Here is a 16,464-nt window from a genome sequence, read left to right as displayed (position 1 = left end):
AAGTTAAGCAATAAATAATGTCACCACCGTAGTAAAACTTAGAAATACTATCAATATCGTGATCAGGTATATAAACGTGATCAATGCCCCTTTTCCGAGTGATTTTCCCCACGATTGACCATAAGTATTCCTCAACGCTATCACAAGATAGGCGAATATAACGAACAGGCCGATGTCTGTAAATATTCCCGAATGGAACAACCCGTTCAGGCTCATACAGATCAACCAGAACAAAAAGAAAAAGATGTGAAGATGCACTGAGAATATAGCATGGTCTGCATAGAACCACTTCTTTTTATCGTACATCCATTTCAGATATAAAGCAAAAAGTGGCAGCAGTATAAACATTACCTTTGGAAAATTATGTTTAAACGCCTCTTCCGTTGCATGAGCTGCGTCTTCTTCTCCTTCATCTGTTTTGATGCTTTTATTGGCAGAACTAAAATAATACCGGGCCATTCTACGTTGTATACGGTTGTCGCGGTGCTCCTTAGGAAGGGTCCGCTGCAAAGAGTCGTACTGTTTTTTGGTATCGAAGGTATTAATCCTTCTAAACCAGTCGCCTAAAGCCAGGTCTCCCCTTTTTACGGAGTCCGGGAGGCTGGCGTAAGATTCTTTGTTGGCTTTACGGGCGGCTGCTACTTCTTCCTGGGTATCTTTATCCAGCGGCTCATTATCGCGGGAGTTGAGCCAGAAGTAGAACAGGAAAAAAACAAACGAGGAAAAGATATAAAGTTTGATGGGATGTACAAATTTCACCCGTTTGCCGGCAATATATTCTTTAGTAATAAAGCCGGGTTTGGTGAATAAATACTTGAATGTCAATAACGTTTTAGAATCATAGTGTACAAGATCGGCCGCAAATTCCTTTACCAGATGGCCGAAAGTTTCGTGGGGAACAATATTTTCCTGTCCGCAGTTTGTACAATATCTGCCGGGAACGTCCGTTCCACAGTTAAGGCAGTTCGTTTCTTTACGTAGAGGCTGTGTTTTCAAGAAGCTTATAGGTTATAGAAGGTAAATATAAAAATTATCTTTACAGAAATGAACTGCTGAATGTCCTTGAATCATTATTTTTGTATCTAATATGTACACGAGAAAAACCATTTTATTGCTTTTAACAGCATTCTTTGGGTTAAAGCTGTCTGTTTCCGCCCAATTCTATTACCAGGATATTGTCAATACTGCCCGTACCGAGGCTAATATGGCCCTGCTGAAAGAAAATAAGATCGCTATACAACTGGTCCAGAGCTTCGATGCCAACCAGGACAGTGATAATGATTTCCGCTGTCAGCGTGAGGTATCCTCCAATTTCAGGCAGATCCGCTCTATTACCGTATCCCGAGCTACCGGCTATTCTGTGATGACCTCTTACTTTTCTGCCAAGGGGAAGCTCACGAAGACTATAGACAGTACCAGGAGCGTTATTACGACCGTCATTTACATGCGTAATACGAACGATACCAGCGGGAAGATCAGGGAAGTATACCTGACCTCTTACGAGCCGAAAACCAAGTATAAATTCACAGAAACCAGGCGTTATCTGTACGATAGTCTCGGACGTTTATCACAAATGATTCATTTCCATGGAGATAAAGCTGAAGATTCTACTACTGTCACTTTTACGCTGGATTCATTAGGCCTGGTGGCCGAAGAGATGGAAAGCGGTAAGGGGGCCAGCGGCAGGCGCATCTATTACAAGTACAATGATCAGAATTTGCTGACTGATATCGTTCGCTACTCTCCTACCCGTAAGAAGATGTTGCCGGATTATATCTTCGACTATGACGCCCAGAACAGGATCGGCGCTATGACCACTGTAAACGGTGAAACGGCGACTTATACCATCTGGCGGTATACATATGACGACAAAGGCCTTCCATTGCAGGAAGAGTGTTATGGGAAGAAAAAAGAGCTACTTGGAAAGGTGCGGTATAAGTACCGGAAATGATATTAACACATGAGAAAGGCGTTCTGTTGCAGGACGCCTTTTATTTTAATACAAGATCTGGCAATTGGCGCAGTAAAACGTACGCCGGTTAGTCGTGCCCATATACTCTTTGATGAGCGGAATATGGCAGCGGGGACAGATCTTTTTCGTGTGAGCCAGCCAGTGCGCTTTCAGCGTATATTCCTTTTTCCAGGCAAGAAAATCATAACTGTAGTTGACAGCCTCTTTTACCAGCTCCCGTTTCTTTTTTAGCGGCAGGTCGCCTACTTTGCTGCCGGGGTGTAACCTGATACGGAATAGTACTTCGTTTTTGATGATATTGCCTGAACCGGCAAAGATATCCTGGTCCAGCAAAGCGTCCACGACCAATGTTTCCGGTATCTTTTTCAGTTTAGCCATTGCCCTGGCGGGATCCCAGTGCTCATTCAGGACATCACCGCTCCAGTCATAGACCTCATCCAGCGGCGCATCAATGATCCTTACCGAGCAGGTATAAAAGTTAAGCTCTCCCTGCGCAAACTGCAACTGCAGTGCGGGATTGCTGTCCTTCCTTTCATTGATACGGTACGTACCGAACATGAGCAAATGGATCCTGACAGTAAAATCCGGAAAGCAGATAAGGAAATGTTTACCCCAGCTTTTAAAAGCGATGATTTTTTTATTACGAAGCCTTTCCAGGTCTATCTTGGCATATCCGGCCACATCAATGACCTTTTTCCCGGTAAAGGATTTCACTTCCTCTTTCAGTATTACAATGGATGGTCCTTCTGGCATAACATATCCTGTTGATATTACACAGACTGCAATATCTCTGCCAGCGATGATCTGCCGGGTCTTAGTAATAGCCCTCAGCCGGAAGTGCGCTGAAGTGTGTAGAGATCAAAATAATCGTACAGGGCAGCCAGCTTCTCAAGGTGGTCAATATTGTGGGAATTAAAATTCTCCTTCTGTACGATGAGAATGTACCCTCCGTCGGGCGTTTTTTCTATCACCTCGAAATCAGCCTGTCTGATCTTTTCTTCACCTACAGCCTGTACCTGGTCATCATTCCAGTAGTTGAACCAGTAAATAGCCGGAGGTACTTCGAGCGGATTAAACAGCCCCGGAGACATCACCCTGCCGATACGCTCGGTAAGTTGCACAGGTGTTACTTCAATGATCTCGGGCATGGATACTTCCTGATCTATTTCTACTTCCCCATAAAAAGAAGCAAAAGAAACGAGCGTTTCAAGCTCTGTATCATACACCGCAGCATATCGCGCCTTATAGGCGTTAATGGCAGTAGTAAAGAAATAATAAAAACTTTCATAAGTGAAGTGCCCTTCCGGCAGCAGTAATGGCCTGCCGCCATGGAAGTTGAATGATGCATTGTCTTCACTGGTATATTCGAAGGGGTCGGTATGCACCAGTGAAAGTAAAGGCATTTCTTTATCGGTGGACAAGATCACATCCCTGTCAAAATTCCCCTCATTCCATTGTTGCTGAAGATCAGCGAAAGCCTGTTTCAGCCCCTCAGTAGTAGTATAGTCATTAAACGTTCCTCCGTCAAACACATAACGCAACCTTGTAGTATCACTATGATCATTACATGCTTGTACGAGGTCCAGGAAGCGGCCGAGGGATTCGGTTTCCTTCGGGCGGAATAGTTGTAAGGTGTTTGCTTTCAGAAACATGGGGCAATGGGGTTGTTTCGTGTAAATCTAAATAAAAAGTACATACAAAAGAGAGGGTATAGAAAAGTTAATATACCCTCTCCCTTTATATTTTACAGCACAAGCTGTTCATGCAATCTGGTCAGCGCTTTCTGCGGGTCATCGCAGAAACCGGGATGCACCTTTCCTGCCTGCACCACTGTACTGCGTGTAGCAGTAAGCCAGCGGAAGCGGGAAGCAAGATCTAGCTGTCCTATGGGACCGGCCTGTTTACCACCTTTTGCTATACATTCAAAAGCTTCCAGGTAAGCTTTTACTTCATTCACATCTGTTTCCGGAGAGAAAGCACGCAAGCGGTCTTCATTCAGTGTAATAACCACCTCTAAGAACCTTTGCTGTTTGCAATAGAGAATGACACCGGCATTGAGAAACTCTTCCCGTTCCACTCTCGGCATGACGCGGATAACGGCGTACTCAAATAAGTGTTTTTCTTGCATTTTGCGCTTCATTTAGGAATGTTCCGGAATGGGCTATCCGGGTGATTAAAAAACCGGCATATACGTCTCTTATTTCGTCTGGCGTACCATGATGAGATAAAGTCAGCAGCCACTCGTCGGGTATTACGGAAACGATCGCACGAATCTGTTCCTGTGTCAGGATCTCACGGAAGGCTGCATCCACTTTTTCCAGTTCACTGGCCTGTGGTAGCAGTACATGATCTTTTACCTGCACGAACGGCCGTTTGGACTGTTCTTCCCAGTTGTCCCAGGAGTGGTGGAAATACAGGGAAGCACCATGATCGATGAGCCATAGCTCCTTATGCCACATCAGCATATTGGTATTACGCGGCGTGCGGTCTACGTTGGTCAGCAGGCAATCCATCCATACGATACGGGAGGCTGTGAGCGGGTCGATCACGGCCACGGTAGGATCGTAAGTAATAGCGCCCGACAGGTAATGCAGGGCCAGATTAAGCCCTACGCTTGCCTTCAGCAGGTCCTGGATTTCTTCATCGGGCTCTGTACGGCCAAAAGCATTGTCCAGGTTTGCGAAGACGATCTCGGGTATTTTCATGCCCAGCGTGCGGGCTATTTCTCCTCCTATCAGTTCTGCTATCAGTGCCTTTATACCTTGTCCGGCGCCCCGGAACTTCAGTACATACAGGAACCCATCGTCTGCCTCTGCGATGGCAGGTAGAGAGCCTCCTTCACGCAACGGAGTTACATACCTGGTCACATTGACAGTTCTCAGTTCGGGTTGTTTACTCATCATTGAATTCGTTATTTATGCAAATAATAACCGGCAGCGTCAGATACTGCCGGTTACTATATCCGCATAAAATTAAGCCTATTTAAGGTGCCGTACAAGGCATTCCCTTGCTCTCTACCTGTAGTTATTTCTGAATACGGGTTTTCAGATAGTTGTAGATCTCTTTTTCCTCCGCCGTCTCGCCTTTATACAACTGGATGTAACGTTTGTAATAACGTGTGGCCATCGCTTCGTTCTTCAGGCGTGCATCATAGATACGGCCGATGCTGTACTGTTTTAAAGGTTGATGGAACATATAATAGGCGGTATCCAGAGTGGCAATAGCGGGCTTATACTGGCCTAACGCCTCATAGTTGACAGACATTCCTGTGTAATAATTATCGAGGCTTGCCGACTTAGCCATATTAATACAGGTTAGCAGCAATTCGTTGCTTTCCTTATGTTTCTTCAACTGGGTATAAGCCATAGCAGCATAATAGATGATATTTTCAGAACCTGCGTTACGTGCGGTGAGATACTCGTACACTGATATACAGTCCTGGTATTTCTTCAGATTGTAAGCAGCCGCAGATACGTAAATGAAGGTATTCGGAGAAGCGATATTCAGCTGTTTAAGCTTTTCTCCGAATGTGAGCGTACGTGCGTAGTCTGTCAGCAGGTATGCGGTCCTCGCGCCTGTCATCAGGATGACGGCCGACGACGAATCTTTTGCCAGGAAAGTATTGATCAGTGTATCCGCCATACCGGAACGCTTTCGTTCAATCCATTCCTCCGCGAGCCTTGATACCACTTTAGCATCAAAGGCATTCAGGGTATAAGACCTGTTTAACCAGGCAAAGCCGGAATCCTGCTGCATGGCGGTAAATGCTGCGAGGCCCAGTTGTTTCCAGGCAACAGCACTTTGCGGCCGAAGCATGGTCACCCTTTTGTAGTGTTCCACTGCCATTAACGGCCGGTCTTGTTGCATATTGATCAACGCCAGGTACTGATGGGCCGTGAGATGATTGCTATCCAGCTGTAATACCCTTTCATAACTGGTCACTGCTTCGGGAAGCTTCCCTGCCTGGTAACAGGCGTACGCGAGCAGGGCTACCTGTTGGGCGTCATTACTGTCTATTGCCGGCCGCAGGTATGCGATCGCTTCATCGTATTGCTGGTCCTGCATATATTCCATTACACGGCTCTTGTTCACGGCAGTTTGCGCAGCCGCCAGGGTTGCGCAGGATAACATGAAAAGCAGGCATAGCATCCTGTACAGGTAGTTCATATCGTAGCACTATTTAGCCTTAAAACTAATTATTTAGTTTTAAATAGAAAAACTTAGTTAATGAGTATTCCAGAAGATGATAACCTGTTGAGCTACTGGTACATCCCGGAAACTTATTTGTAATAAACAGGGTATTCAGGCAACCGGTCATATGATCTATACGTATCTAATTAGTAGAAGACAGATCCCCCAATAATTCAATCTCGCGTTATGAAGAGCAATAGTTGGTTATCCGCAATACTATTATCTGCATGTATGATAGCGTGCAGCAACGACAATAATGATCCTGCGCCCGTTCCGGACCCGCAGGCGCCTACAACTGGTACATGGCGGGTGACGCTGTTCAGTGAACGCGGCAATGACGAAACCAGCGATTTTAACGGTTATGTCTTTACGTTCGACAGCAATGGTTCAGCGATCGCCACTAAAGGTGGGGTTAACAGGAATGGGACATGGAGCATCAACGGCAGTTCTACTGAATTCAACATTGACTTTGGCGAAAAAAATGATGCAAACAAGCCGTTGGGGGAACTGACCGACGATTGGGAGATCATATCAGTGACCAGTACAGAGATCAAACTGAAAGACGACAATGATGCCAGTGCAGAATTTTTGACCTTTAACCAGAATTAACCCCTGCCCTATTCCTATCCGCGGCAGGCTATCTGTGCAAGACAGGTGGCCTGTTTCTTCTTTTCCACACTAATGCTGGACTAATTTTTGGAGTTACCCCTGTTAAAACTCAGTCATTATGCATGTCATTCTCGGAGCTTCAGGACAAGTTGGTTCTGGCGTTGTTACCCATCTTATCGAAAATGGAGAATCTGTAAAAGGTATTGTCAGAGATGAAAAAAAAGCTGCTGTATTAGAAAAATCAGGTGCTGCTGTCGCTATTGCCGATGCAAATGACCTTCCTTCCCTGGTAGCTGCATTCCAGGACTGCAGCACGCTCTTTGCCCTCACTCCCGAAAGCGGGCACGAGCGGAATGTGATAGGTCAGACAAAAGATATTCTTGAAAATTATAGAAAGGCGCTGGCTAATTCACCTATTAAAAAGGTGGTTGGCTTATCTTCCATGGGCGCCAGCCATGAAACAGGAACAGGTAATCTTGTGATGTCTTACTTACTGGAGCATGCGTTTACCGGTATGCCTGTGAAACAGATCTTCGTACGTCCGGCTTATTACTTCAGCAACTGGATGATGTACCTGGGCACTGTGATGGAGAAAGGCATTTTACCTACTTTCTTTCCGGTTGACCTGGCCATTCCGATGATATCGCCGGAAGAAGTGTCCGCTTTTGTAGCCAATGTTATACAAACAGAGGAAGAAGATGGGAAAATATTTGAATTGACAGGGCCGGCAGCTTACAGCAGTAAAGATGTTGCAAAAGCATTTTCAGATGCCCTGGGCAAAGAAGTGACTGCAGAACAGATCCCGAAAGAGCAATGGGATAGTACTTTAAGAGAGATCGGATTTACTCCTGATGCTGTAAAAAATTTCATAGAAATGACAGATGCTGTGATCAACGGGAAAACAACGGCAGATAAAGATGGTACTGTGCAGGTGAAGGTGAAAACCACCTTACAGGAATATATTCTACAGCATGTGCCCACAACACCTCCTGCAAAAACCAAGACAGCAAGCAAGCCTAAAAGCAAGACGCCAAGTAAGGCAAAAACTAAAGTTTAACAATACATTAAACATGCAAGGGGAGGCGCAAATACGACTTACCCCCCCTTGCATGTTATTATCATATTCAACGAATGGCGAAGCTACGGTCTTTAGCAATGGCGCTGAACAGGTTCACTTCCTCGGGTTTTGCTTCAGCCAGTAATTTATCTTCAAACAACGACTTTGTCACCGTTGGCCGCTTTAGAATTACGGTCTGCAAGCCATACCGTACGTCCAGTGAATAGTCTTCCGAACTGGTATAAAGCGACCCGTTCAGGTTCACGCCAAATGCCCCGCCTTTAGCGCCAGCCGTGAACTTGGTATATTTACGGCGGATGATATATTTCTGTACAAAACCTATTACGGCATACACGTAACACACAGCAGGATCGTCGAGGATACTGACTTTATTGTCGGCCATCCAGGATTGCACCCCCTTATTCCATGAGTCATTGTCGCGGTTCACCAAGCCGGTGGCCTGGTCAAATACCATCAGACTAAAGGATGATTCGCCCTCAAACTCCGCCGTCAGGTAGTTCAGGAAACTTACTTCTATAGCCAGTTTCTGATCTACCAGAATAGACTGCCGTTTTATAGGCTCCTTTATTTTGGATGTTTCATCGATCTCGATACCCGGGATCTTAAATGCAGAAAATTCAATGGATGCATTCTCTGTATTAGCAATAGTAGGGCAATCTGCCTGCGTTTTCCTGATCTCCAGTACTGTTCCCAGAAGTGCGTATGGATTACCGGCATATGCATCTGCTCCGACGTAAAGCATGTTGTTCTGTAAAGCCAGCATCTTCTGCGCTTCCATTACAGATGGGATCTTCTTTGACTCAGCAACGTCTTTATTCATTGCTTCATTAATGTGTTCTGTGGAATTATTTCCCATGGTAAAATGATTTAAACATGTGTCAAAAGGGGTATCTGTTTGGAGTTAAATTTTATTTGGGGTTGAACTAAAGTACGTTTTTCCACGGACAAAACAATGCACCCCTCAACACGTTACCTCATTCTCAGACTTTTCATGTTTACAATTTACCTTTCCGCCTTTGCTGTTCCGCTATTTCATCTTCCACAAGATCTTCTTTCAATAGTTTCTTACGGTCCCGCCGATTTCTTACAATCACGAAAATAATAAGCGCTATCGCCAACAGGCTAACAATTACAATTGTCGTTACATTAACGTATTGCATATCTGTATCCTTAAAGCGTGAGGTTATAAATTCCCTGTCTCCTAAGTGAACTTATCATCTATTAACTAACTTAATAAGGCCCTCATTAAAACCTATTGCCATGCATCCATTTGTAATAGCCCTTTTTTGTCTCTTATCCACATCCCTGTACGCACAGCGCCCTGTCGATACGTCCGGCATACATGCTGAAAAACTGACCAGAATTTTCCAGGAAGAGGTCATCCCATATGTAGAAGCTGCGGACAGCATTCCCGACTGGAAGTCTTTAGGGAAACACCTGATCTCCCTTTACGGCGATCTCGGTGAGGAAGCGTTGTTTTTAAGCCAGACCATCTACAGCATGCAACGAGACGACTGGGCTAACTTCTCCAGCGCCATCATTCCCTTTGCGAAAAAATATGGCCCCAGGATCCCTGCTAAACAACGCCAAGAATTCAGCCGTTACATGAGCAGAAATGCCCAATTATTATACCAGTCCGGGCGACGCGAAGAAGGTATCAGATGGCAGATACTGGCCTTGCCTCTCGCAGATGAAACTGAACATCCCGGTATGCTGGATACTATTGAAAAAATGAAAAAGGGTGAGTGATTAACGACACTTCTTCTTCCGTTCTGCAACGCCGGTATCAGCATTAACAGTAACGAAATGCCTGTATATTTGAACGCGCTGACAGCGCGGGTTTTTCTGTGAATGTTTAAAATTCATTTCTGATCACATCACAAATTTAAGTATAATACCGATGCGGGAAATACTGATTTTTTCCTTCATAATCTCATAATTTACAATCAGTTACAACAATGCAGCTTTTATCACTTATCTTGCATATAAACAGGACTATACAAGGTTTATACAAGGCTTATCTTACGTTCATCCTACGTCTTTGAACGTAAGATGAACGTAAGATAAAGCTTGTATAAACCTTGTATGGACCAGGATTAATAAGAAGCGGATAGGACTAAAGGTGATTCCGGCGTTGACCTTCTAACTCGCAGTTCGGATGGAATCACTGGCTGTAGTTCTTTGAAGTTCCGTTCTATTTAGCTTTTCGGGGCGGATGGGCCGTTCGTATATCTATTCAACCCCTGGTGCATCGCTTCAGCGTACTTCAAATAACAAAGGCCAGTGATTTCCAACCGAATGCTCGCAGCGGCCGGTCTCCAAAATAATTTTCATGCCCAACGAGAAAGACGAAGAAAACGCGAAAGAAAAGCAGGCACGAGCGTTGCTGCTGGTATACTTATTGAAGCGCATCGTTTATGCCTCAAACGAAAATCTTCAAAACAGCCGCGATTCTGATTGTACTGACACTGATCGTCCTGATCCTTGTTTACGGGAAGCCGTTCTTTGTGCCTATTGCCTTTGCAGGCCTTCTGGCCATGTTATTATTACCGATCAGTAAATGGCTTCAATCAAAAGGCGTTAATAAAGCCGTAGCCATTCTTTTGTCTATGCTGACCTTCGTTGGCTTCTTTGCGTTGGTGATCTGGTTCATCAGCTGGCAGGTTTCTGATATCGCAGAAAATGCGTCAAAGCTGGAGCAACAGGTCATGGAAAAATACCAGCAGTTACGGCAGCTATTGAGTACAGAGTATGGGATCAGCGCTGAGAAGCAGGAGCAAATGTTAAAAGAACAGCAGTCATCTTCATCCGGTAAAGTAAGTGCAACGTTAACGGCAATTATAAGTGGATTTGGCGGCTTCCTTACCAATCTCCTGCTCGTACTGGTGTATGTTTTCCTGTTCACCTTCTTCAGGGAAAGGATAAAGGGATTTATCGTCCGTCTTGTACCTGAAAGTGAGAAGGAGAATGCGTTGTCCTGCATACATAAAACCCAGCAGGTTGCACAGGAATACCTGAAAGGACTATTCCTGATGATCGTATTTCTGTGGATCATGTATAGTATCGGCTTCACTATAGCGGGCGTAAAGAATGCTTTCTTTTTCGCCATTCTGTGCGGATTGCTGGAGATCATCCCTTTTGTTGGTAATCTCGCGGGCACTGCATTAACGCTTATGATGTCTTTAGTACAGGGTGGAGATATGAACCTCGTAATAGGCATTCTGGTTACTTATGGTCTCGTTCAGTTCATCCAGTCCTACCTGCTGGAGCCACTGGTTGTTGGTTCAGGCGTGAGCATCAATCCGATGGCGACTATCGTTGGCCTGGTGGCGGGAGAACTCTTGTGGGGCATTCCGGGTATGGTAATGGCTATTCCGCTGATGGGAATGATGAAGGTGATCTTTGATCATATTCCCGCCATGAGGCCTTATGCATATCTCATCGGACAGGAAGAGAAAAAAGATAGTAACTGGAAGCAGTCAATTAAAAAGATCGGCTCCAAGATCGGGAACCTTTTTAAATCTTAAGTACAAATGATTGCAGTAGTATCTACGTTTAAAGCATCCGGAAATCCGGTGATCAGGCATAAATACACCTGCGACCCCACCGCCCTGGTGCATGAAGGAGCCGTCTACCTTTTCACGGGGCATGATGAAGCACCAGTGGGTACTGAAGATTATGTAATGCATGATTGGTTGTGTTTCTCATCCGTTGATATGACCAATTGGGTGGAATATGCGGTACCGTTAAAGGCCGCTGATTTCAGCTGGTCCGGCGGGGATGCTTATGCTTCAAAAATAATTTATCATAAAGGATCGTTTTATTGGTATGTTGCGGTTAGTCACCCTTCGGGAAAAGGGACGGCGATCGGTGTGGCTGTTGCTTCAAGCCCAGCGGGACCATATGCCGATGCACTTGGATCAGCAATGATCACGCATGATATGTTACCGGAAACCAGCAACAAAAAAGCGAATCTGGACCCAAGTGTATTAGTTGACGATGACGGGAAGGCCTATATTTTCTGGGGCAATGGCACCTGTTATTTTGCCCGCCTGAAAGAGAATATGACAGCACTTGATGGCCCCATTCAAATTATCGACCTTCCCGGCTTTGAAGAAGGAGCACACATTCACAAACGTGACGGATGGTACTATTTGTGTTATGGATATGGAATGCCGGAAAAAGTGGCTTATGCGATGAGCAGGGACATTAACGGTCCGTGGGTGTTCAAGGGAATACTGAATGAAATTGCAGGCAACTGCGAAACGAACCGGCCTTGCATTATTGAATACGGGGAACAACCGCTGTTCATTTATCATAATGGCGGATTAAAGAACGGGGGAAGCCACCGGCGTTCAGTCTGTATTGATCATCTTTCCTATAACGAAGATAGTACGCTCAGACGGATCGTGATGACATCAGAAGGGGTGATACGCCGGTAATAATTGACCTATTAAACTAAAAATAAATCGACCCTATGACCTATCAAGGTTTTAAAACCAGACACACGTTATGTATAGCCAGGATGTACTGCCTGTTCTTGTTTACCTGTTTTTTATGTACTAATGCCTATGGGCAGTTCGCCGCCTCCTTCGATATCCAAGGCAATATCGAGGGGAAGTATACGGGCCGCATATTTCTATCCTATTCACCTAATGACACACTGCATATCAGGGATACAGCTACGATCAAAGATGGCCGGTTCCACTTCAGGGGGAAACTGGAAAGACCGGTACAGGGCGTCTTATCACTGGAGAGCTTATCTACGAACGGCTGGCTATACCTGGATACGGGCAATATTATCGTAACTGCCAAAGCTGACACCTTTAGCAGGGAGAAACGCCTGATCAACAGCCTAACGATGTTATCCGTTAAAGGATCATTAAGCGATAGTCTGCAGCGTAACATCTTTGATTACTGGCAGTCCATGAAGGCGCTCCGGCTAACTAATACAGCAATGGCAGACAGCTTCTATCAGAAAGTATATGGGTTTGTAAAACGATACCCGGACCATAACCTGGGGTCTGAAATATTACGGGATGCCGATCTCTTTTCCTATCATCAGGCCAACCAGATCTTTAACACCTTTTCTGTACGTCAGCAGGAAAACGCGGCTACAAATGGCGTGACGACTTTATTAAAACAGCTGGAGCGAACAGAAAAAGGCAGTCCATATTGCTTTAAGCCGCAGCAGGACACTGCAGGAAAAGTGATCACCGGCAAGGAAAAACAGTTTAAATATCTGCTGGTAGAATTCTGGGCCAGCTGGTGCGCTCCGTGCCGGGAAGAAAATCCGCGTTTAAAGGCCCTATATAGCCAATATAAGGACAGGGGCTTTGACATACTAGGCATTTCCCTAGATGAGGATAAAAAGGCCTGGATAAATGCGATTAAAAAGGATGGATTACCCTGGCAGCAGATAGCTGATCTCAAAGGTTTCGGAAATGAAATTGCACAATACTATTTCGTGAGAAGCATTGCATTCAATCTGTTGCTTGACGAGGAAGGGAAAATTATCACCAAAGGCATCAGGGGACCTTTGCTAGATGCTCAATTGGCGGCACTGATGCCCGGTGTAAAATAAGGCGGCAGCAGTCAGGACATTAAAAAAGGGGATGACTTCCGAGCCATCCCCCCTTGCATGAACCAACACTTACCTGGCTAAGATTTATAATAATTCCTTTTGGCTTCAAGTACGGCACTATCACGTTCTCTCCTGAATTCCCTTACCTGGGCACGTCTTTCTTTGCCTGACAGGTCTTTATCCAGCCTTACTGATTCGATCTTATCCGCATATTCGTTCTTAATGTCATTTATCTGCATATCCAGCTTGGTTGGCTGGTAAGGAGCCGCAGCATATGGATATGGGTAACCAAAATAAAATGGAGAATAGAAAGGGCTGTAAAACCCGCCACCTAAAACAACGGTCGTTCTGGGATGATAGAAACCACCACCACCACGAAAACCTCTGCCGGGGGCATTAGGAACCATTGCTGAAGCGCCTTGAACCGTAACTGCGAGGAGCAGTATTGCTATTATCTTTTTCATGACCTTTAATTTTTACTACTTCTTTGACAGCTGTTGAAGAGAAAAATTTAAAGGGAAAAGTATGTTTAGCAAACTATTAACAGTAACCTTAATTTTCCATTAAAAGCTTAATATGAAATAACTTACTTGCGCCCTGGTCATTATCTGATACCAGGTGCAGGTACCAGTCTTTACCTTTCACAGCAGATAAACATATCCCTTCCATCTTTTCGCCTTTGAATGCAGGGTCTATGTCTGACAGGTTAACAATGTTATCCAGGGAGATGTTCTGTCCGTTCAGCTTTTGACTGATATCTTTCACCCAGCCAATGTAACTATCGCCAATTGCACCGTCATCATATGCATTGCCGGTAGCCTCGCTTGAAAGAATAACGAGTAATACATCTTCCTGCGCCACATAACACAACTCGGATACACCCGCAAAGCCAGCTACCGGGAATGGGTTTATCAGTTTAGACACCGTTATCGGAGCATCCTCCTGATGCTTCCAGAAATCTGTAGTTGTAGCAATAAGATGATTGACCGGATTGCTTTCATTACCACGGTTGCTCAGTATAAGATGATCGCCTGCTATTGCAGCACCTTCAATATTCATTTCCGGTATTTGCTGCAGGCGTTTTACGAACGAAGTATATTCAATATGCTGAGGTTGATGATCAGCAAAAGGAAGCGGTAACAGCACTCCCCTCTCCCGTTCTTTTGTAGCTGCGGAACCTAGTGCCAATAAACTTTCCTGGCCGTTAACATCGAGTATCACAGCTGTTTCCAGATCGGCCTTTTTTGCTTTGGGGATCCTTTTCTCCTGATGATCGAAGAACGATACTGTGTTCACTTCGTTGTAGTTGCTATCCAGCACCAGCAGCCTGCTGGCATCATCGCCAATAACGTACAGGAGGCCATCGTGGTAATTGATCGAGGAACCGGAGGGGTAATCACTCAACAATAAAAATTTCAGTAATGTAATAATAGCTTTCAAGACCGAGGTTTTAGAGAAGATTAAAGCTACGATCTTTTACGATAGCAATGGCCGGTTACAACAGCACTTTCAGTATCTCAATACTCTTAGATAGTTCTTCAATGGACGAAGATGCAAAACCCAGTCGGACAGCATTGACTTTGTAGTTCGGATATTGATGCACCTTACCGTCAGACAGGTATAGTCCTTTCCGCAATGCCTTTACTGCCAGCTTTTCCAGGTTGATGGACTTCGCAAAGTTTGTCCACACCGTCATTCCTCCTTCAGGCACTTCAAAGCTTACAGCATCTTTCAACTCACTTGTCAGCAGTCCGCAGAAGAGATCCCTTCTTTCATGATAGACGGCTAAAGCCTTCCTGAGATAGCGTTGCACAGTACCATCATTGAGCAGCTCAGCCATTGCATTATCAAGAATATGATCTCCCTGCCTGTCCAGCAGTACACGCACCTGTGCAAGATGTGCTATCACATTTTCCGATGCGACCAGGTAACCTATACGGAACGCTGGTGAAAAACTTTTACTGAAAGAACCGCAATAGATCACCATACCGTTTTCATCAGCGCTTGCCAGGGGTAATAAAGGACGATGTTTGTAGTGGAAGTCGAAATCATAGTCATCTTCAAAAATGATAAACCCATATTCGTTGGCAAGCCTTAGCAACTCCAGTCTTCTGTCAATCCGTAAAGATACTGTTGTAGGATAATGATGATGCGGAGTTACGTACACCATTCTTACTTTCTGCTTACGGCAGATCTTCTTCAGTTCATCTACCACCAGACCATTTTCATCTACCGGTATAGTGATATGTTTCGCCTTAGCATGTGCAAAATTACGTTCCGCCCTGCCCCAGCCGGGTATTCCGGATACAATAACATCCCCCGGCTCGATCAGGCTATTACAGACCAGGTTTATACCCATTAGTGTACCTCTTACCGAAAGGATATTCTTTGCGCTTGTTTTTAGTCCTCTTGTTTCGTTCAGGTAATCGGACAATGCTTCTTTATAGACAGGCGCCCCCTCAGGAAGGCCATATCTTCCGAACTTCTGGTATAATCCACTTCTTGTTAACTGATTACGGTAAGCGCGGTACAATTCTTTTAGCGGCGCCAGTTTAGGGTCGGGAAATCCGTCGTCCAGGTGCAGTTCGGAAGTGATAAGGGTAATAGGACTATTCAGATAACTTTTGGACTGGATCGCAAACCCTGCTTTCTTTTGCGGTGTCGAAGCGGAAGCACTCTTCAATGCTTTAGGTTTAGATTCCGGAATATGGGATGAAATAAAAGTGCCGCTCCCTACAAAGCTTTCCAGCCAACCCTGCATCTGCAGTTCTTCGAAAGCCTTAGACACGGTGATCCTGTTGAGTTGCAACAGCCCTGCTACATCCCTCGAGCCGGGTAATTTCTGTCCTGGCCGGAGTTTGCCGTTTCTTATCAGCGATAGGATACCATCTGCCAGCTGAAGATATATGGCCCTATCGGCCGAATGGTCCAGCTGCAAACCTTCAAAAAGCTGTACTAATATTGGACTATCCACTTTATTATAATTGGACTACAAAGGTAATCCAATTTGCCAGTAATTTTGCACCGGAC

General features: G+C 45.0%; 18 protein-coding genes. 7 read left to right on the top strand and 11 right to left on the bottom strand.

What is annotated here, in order from left to right; genetic code table 11:
- Positions 1-3: 3 nt before the first annotated feature.
- Positions 4-996, bottom strand: a complete 993-nt coding sequence (locus C7475_RS22115; RefSeq protein WP_158286580.1) for a DUF3667 domain-containing protein — start codon at positions 994-996, stop codon at positions 4-6.
- 91 nt (positions 997-1,087) lie between these two features.
- On the opposite strand from C7475_RS22115, the gene C7475_RS22110 reads away from it, so the two are divergent.
- Complete coding sequence (locus C7475_RS22110; protein ID WP_146217615.1) at positions 1,088-1,951, top strand: hypothetical protein; 864 nt, start codon at positions 1,088-1,090, stop codon at positions 1,949-1,951.
- Between the two features lie 45 nt (positions 1,952-1,996).
- Here the strand turns inward: C7475_RS22110 and C7475_RS22105 are convergent, their stop codons facing one another.
- The 5 genes from C7475_RS22105 to C7475_RS22085 all read right to left on the bottom strand — a co-directional run bounded on the left by C7475_RS22105 (position 1,997) and on the right by C7475_RS22085 (position 6,139).
- Positions 1,997-2,725, bottom strand: a complete 729-nt coding sequence (locus C7475_RS22105; RefSeq protein ID WP_110055580.1) for a DNA-formamidopyrimidine glycosylase family protein — start codon at positions 2,723-2,725, stop codon at positions 1,997-1,999.
- 74 nt (positions 2,726-2,799) lie between these two features.
- Positions 2,800-3,624, bottom strand: a complete 825-nt coding sequence (locus C7475_RS22100) for a hypothetical protein (protein ID WP_110055579.1) — start codon at positions 3,622-3,624, stop codon at positions 2,800-2,802.
- A gap of 92 nt (positions 3,625-3,716) precedes the next feature.
- Complete coding sequence (locus C7475_RS22095; protein WP_110055578.1) at positions 3,717-4,100, bottom strand: DUF3037 domain-containing protein; 384 nt, start codon at positions 4,098-4,100, stop codon at positions 3,717-3,719.
- Positions 4,078-4,875 (bottom strand): HipA family kinase, encoded by a 798-nt coding sequence (locus C7475_RS22090; protein WP_110055577.1) that lies wholly within the window; start codon positions 4,873-4,875, stop codon positions 4,078-4,080. The genes C7475_RS22095 and C7475_RS22090 overlap by 23 nt, the downstream gene beginning before the upstream one ends.
- Positions 4,876-4,996: 121 nt before the next feature.
- Positions 4,997-6,139, bottom strand: a complete 1,143-nt coding sequence (locus C7475_RS22085; RefSeq protein WP_110055576.1) for a tetratricopeptide repeat protein — start codon at positions 6,137-6,139, stop codon at positions 4,997-4,999.
- Positions 6,140-6,349: 210 nt separating this feature from the next.
- Here C7475_RS22085 and C7475_RS22080 point away from each other — a divergent pair, with 210 nt between their 5' ends.
- Together C7475_RS22080 and C7475_RS22075 are read left to right on the top strand one after the other, a co-directional pair.
- Positions 6,350-6,772, top strand: a complete 423-nt coding sequence (locus C7475_RS22080; RefSeq protein WP_110055575.1) for a lipocalin family protein — start codon at positions 6,350-6,352, stop codon at positions 6,770-6,772.
- Between the two features lie 118 nt (positions 6,773-6,890).
- Positions 6,891-7,829, top strand: coding sequence for an NmrA family NAD(P)-binding protein (locus C7475_RS22075; protein WP_110055574.1), 939 nt, complete (start codon positions 6,891-6,893; stop codon positions 7,827-7,829).
- Positions 7,830-7,896: 67 nt separating this feature from the next.
- Here the strand turns inward: C7475_RS22075 and C7475_RS22070 are convergent, their stop codons facing one another.
- Both C7475_RS22070 and C7475_RS33025 read right to left on the bottom strand, forming a co-directional pair.
- On the bottom strand, positions 7,897-8,706 hold the full coding sequence (locus tag C7475_RS22070) for a hypothetical protein (protein ID WP_110055573.1): 810 nt from the start codon (positions 8,704-8,706) through the stop codon (positions 7,897-7,899).
- Positions 8,707-8,845: 139 nt separating this feature from the next.
- Entirely contained in the window at positions 8,846-9,010 is a 165-nt protein-coding gene (locus tag C7475_RS33025) for a FeoB-associated Cys-rich membrane protein (protein WP_158286579.1), read from the bottom strand.
- A gap of 100 nt (positions 9,011-9,110) precedes the next feature.
- Here C7475_RS33025 and C7475_RS22065 point away from each other — a divergent pair, with 100 nt between their 5' ends.
- The 4 genes from C7475_RS22065 (at position 9,111) to C7475_RS22050 (ending at position 13,434) form a co-directional block, all read left to right on the top strand.
- The gene (locus C7475_RS22065) at positions 9,111-9,599 is read left to right on the top strand and encodes a hypothetical protein (RefSeq protein WP_110055572.1); all 489 of its coding nucleotides are present in this window, start codon (positions 9,111-9,113) and stop codon (positions 9,597-9,599) included.
- Positions 9,600-10,267: 668 nt separating this feature from the next.
- Entirely contained in the window at positions 10,268-11,377 is a 1,110-nt protein-coding gene (locus C7475_RS22060) for an AI-2E family transporter (RefSeq protein ID WP_110055571.1), read from the top strand.
- 6 nt (positions 11,378-11,383) lie between these two features.
- Positions 11,384-12,292, top strand: a complete 909-nt coding sequence (locus C7475_RS22055) for a glycoside hydrolase family 43 protein (protein WP_110055570.1) — start codon at positions 11,384-11,386, stop codon at positions 12,290-12,292.
- 35 nt (positions 12,293-12,327) lie between these two features.
- A complete protein-coding gene (locus tag C7475_RS22050; protein WP_110055569.1) occupies positions 12,328-13,434 on the top strand; it encodes a TlpA disulfide reductase family protein in 1,107 nt (368 codons plus the stop codon).
- Between the two features lie 77 nt (positions 13,435-13,511).
- Here the strand turns inward: C7475_RS22050 and C7475_RS22045 are convergent, their stop codons facing one another.
- The 3 genes from C7475_RS22045 to C7475_RS22035 all read right to left on the bottom strand — a co-directional run bounded on the left by C7475_RS22045 (position 13,512) and on the right by C7475_RS22035 (position 16,408).
- Positions 13,512-13,898: a hypothetical protein gene (locus C7475_RS22045; protein ID WP_110055568.1), complete on the bottom strand. Its 387-nt coding sequence runs from the start codon at positions 13,896-13,898 to the stop codon at positions 13,512-13,514.
- Between the two features lie 88 nt (positions 13,899-13,986).
- Positions 13,987-14,874 carry a hypothetical protein gene (locus C7475_RS22040; RefSeq protein WP_110055567.1) on the bottom strand — a complete coding sequence of 296 codons (888 nt, stop codon included), beginning with the start codon at positions 14,872-14,874 and terminating at the stop codon, positions 13,987-13,989.
- Between the two features lie 55 nt (positions 14,875-14,929).
- Positions 14,930-16,408, bottom strand: a complete 1,479-nt coding sequence (locus C7475_RS22035) for a PLP-dependent aminotransferase family protein (protein ID WP_110055566.1) — start codon at positions 16,406-16,408, stop codon at positions 14,930-14,932.
- Between the last annotated feature and the right edge of the window lie 56 nt (positions 16,409-16,464).

It is taken from the genome of Chitinophaga sp. S165, from assembly GCF_003182155.1.
GTDB lineage: Bacteria > Bacteroidota > Bacteroidia > Chitinophagales > Chitinophagaceae > Chitinophaga.
Note: the sequence above shows the minus strand (reverse complement) of the source record. Positions and strands in the feature narration are given on the sequence as shown.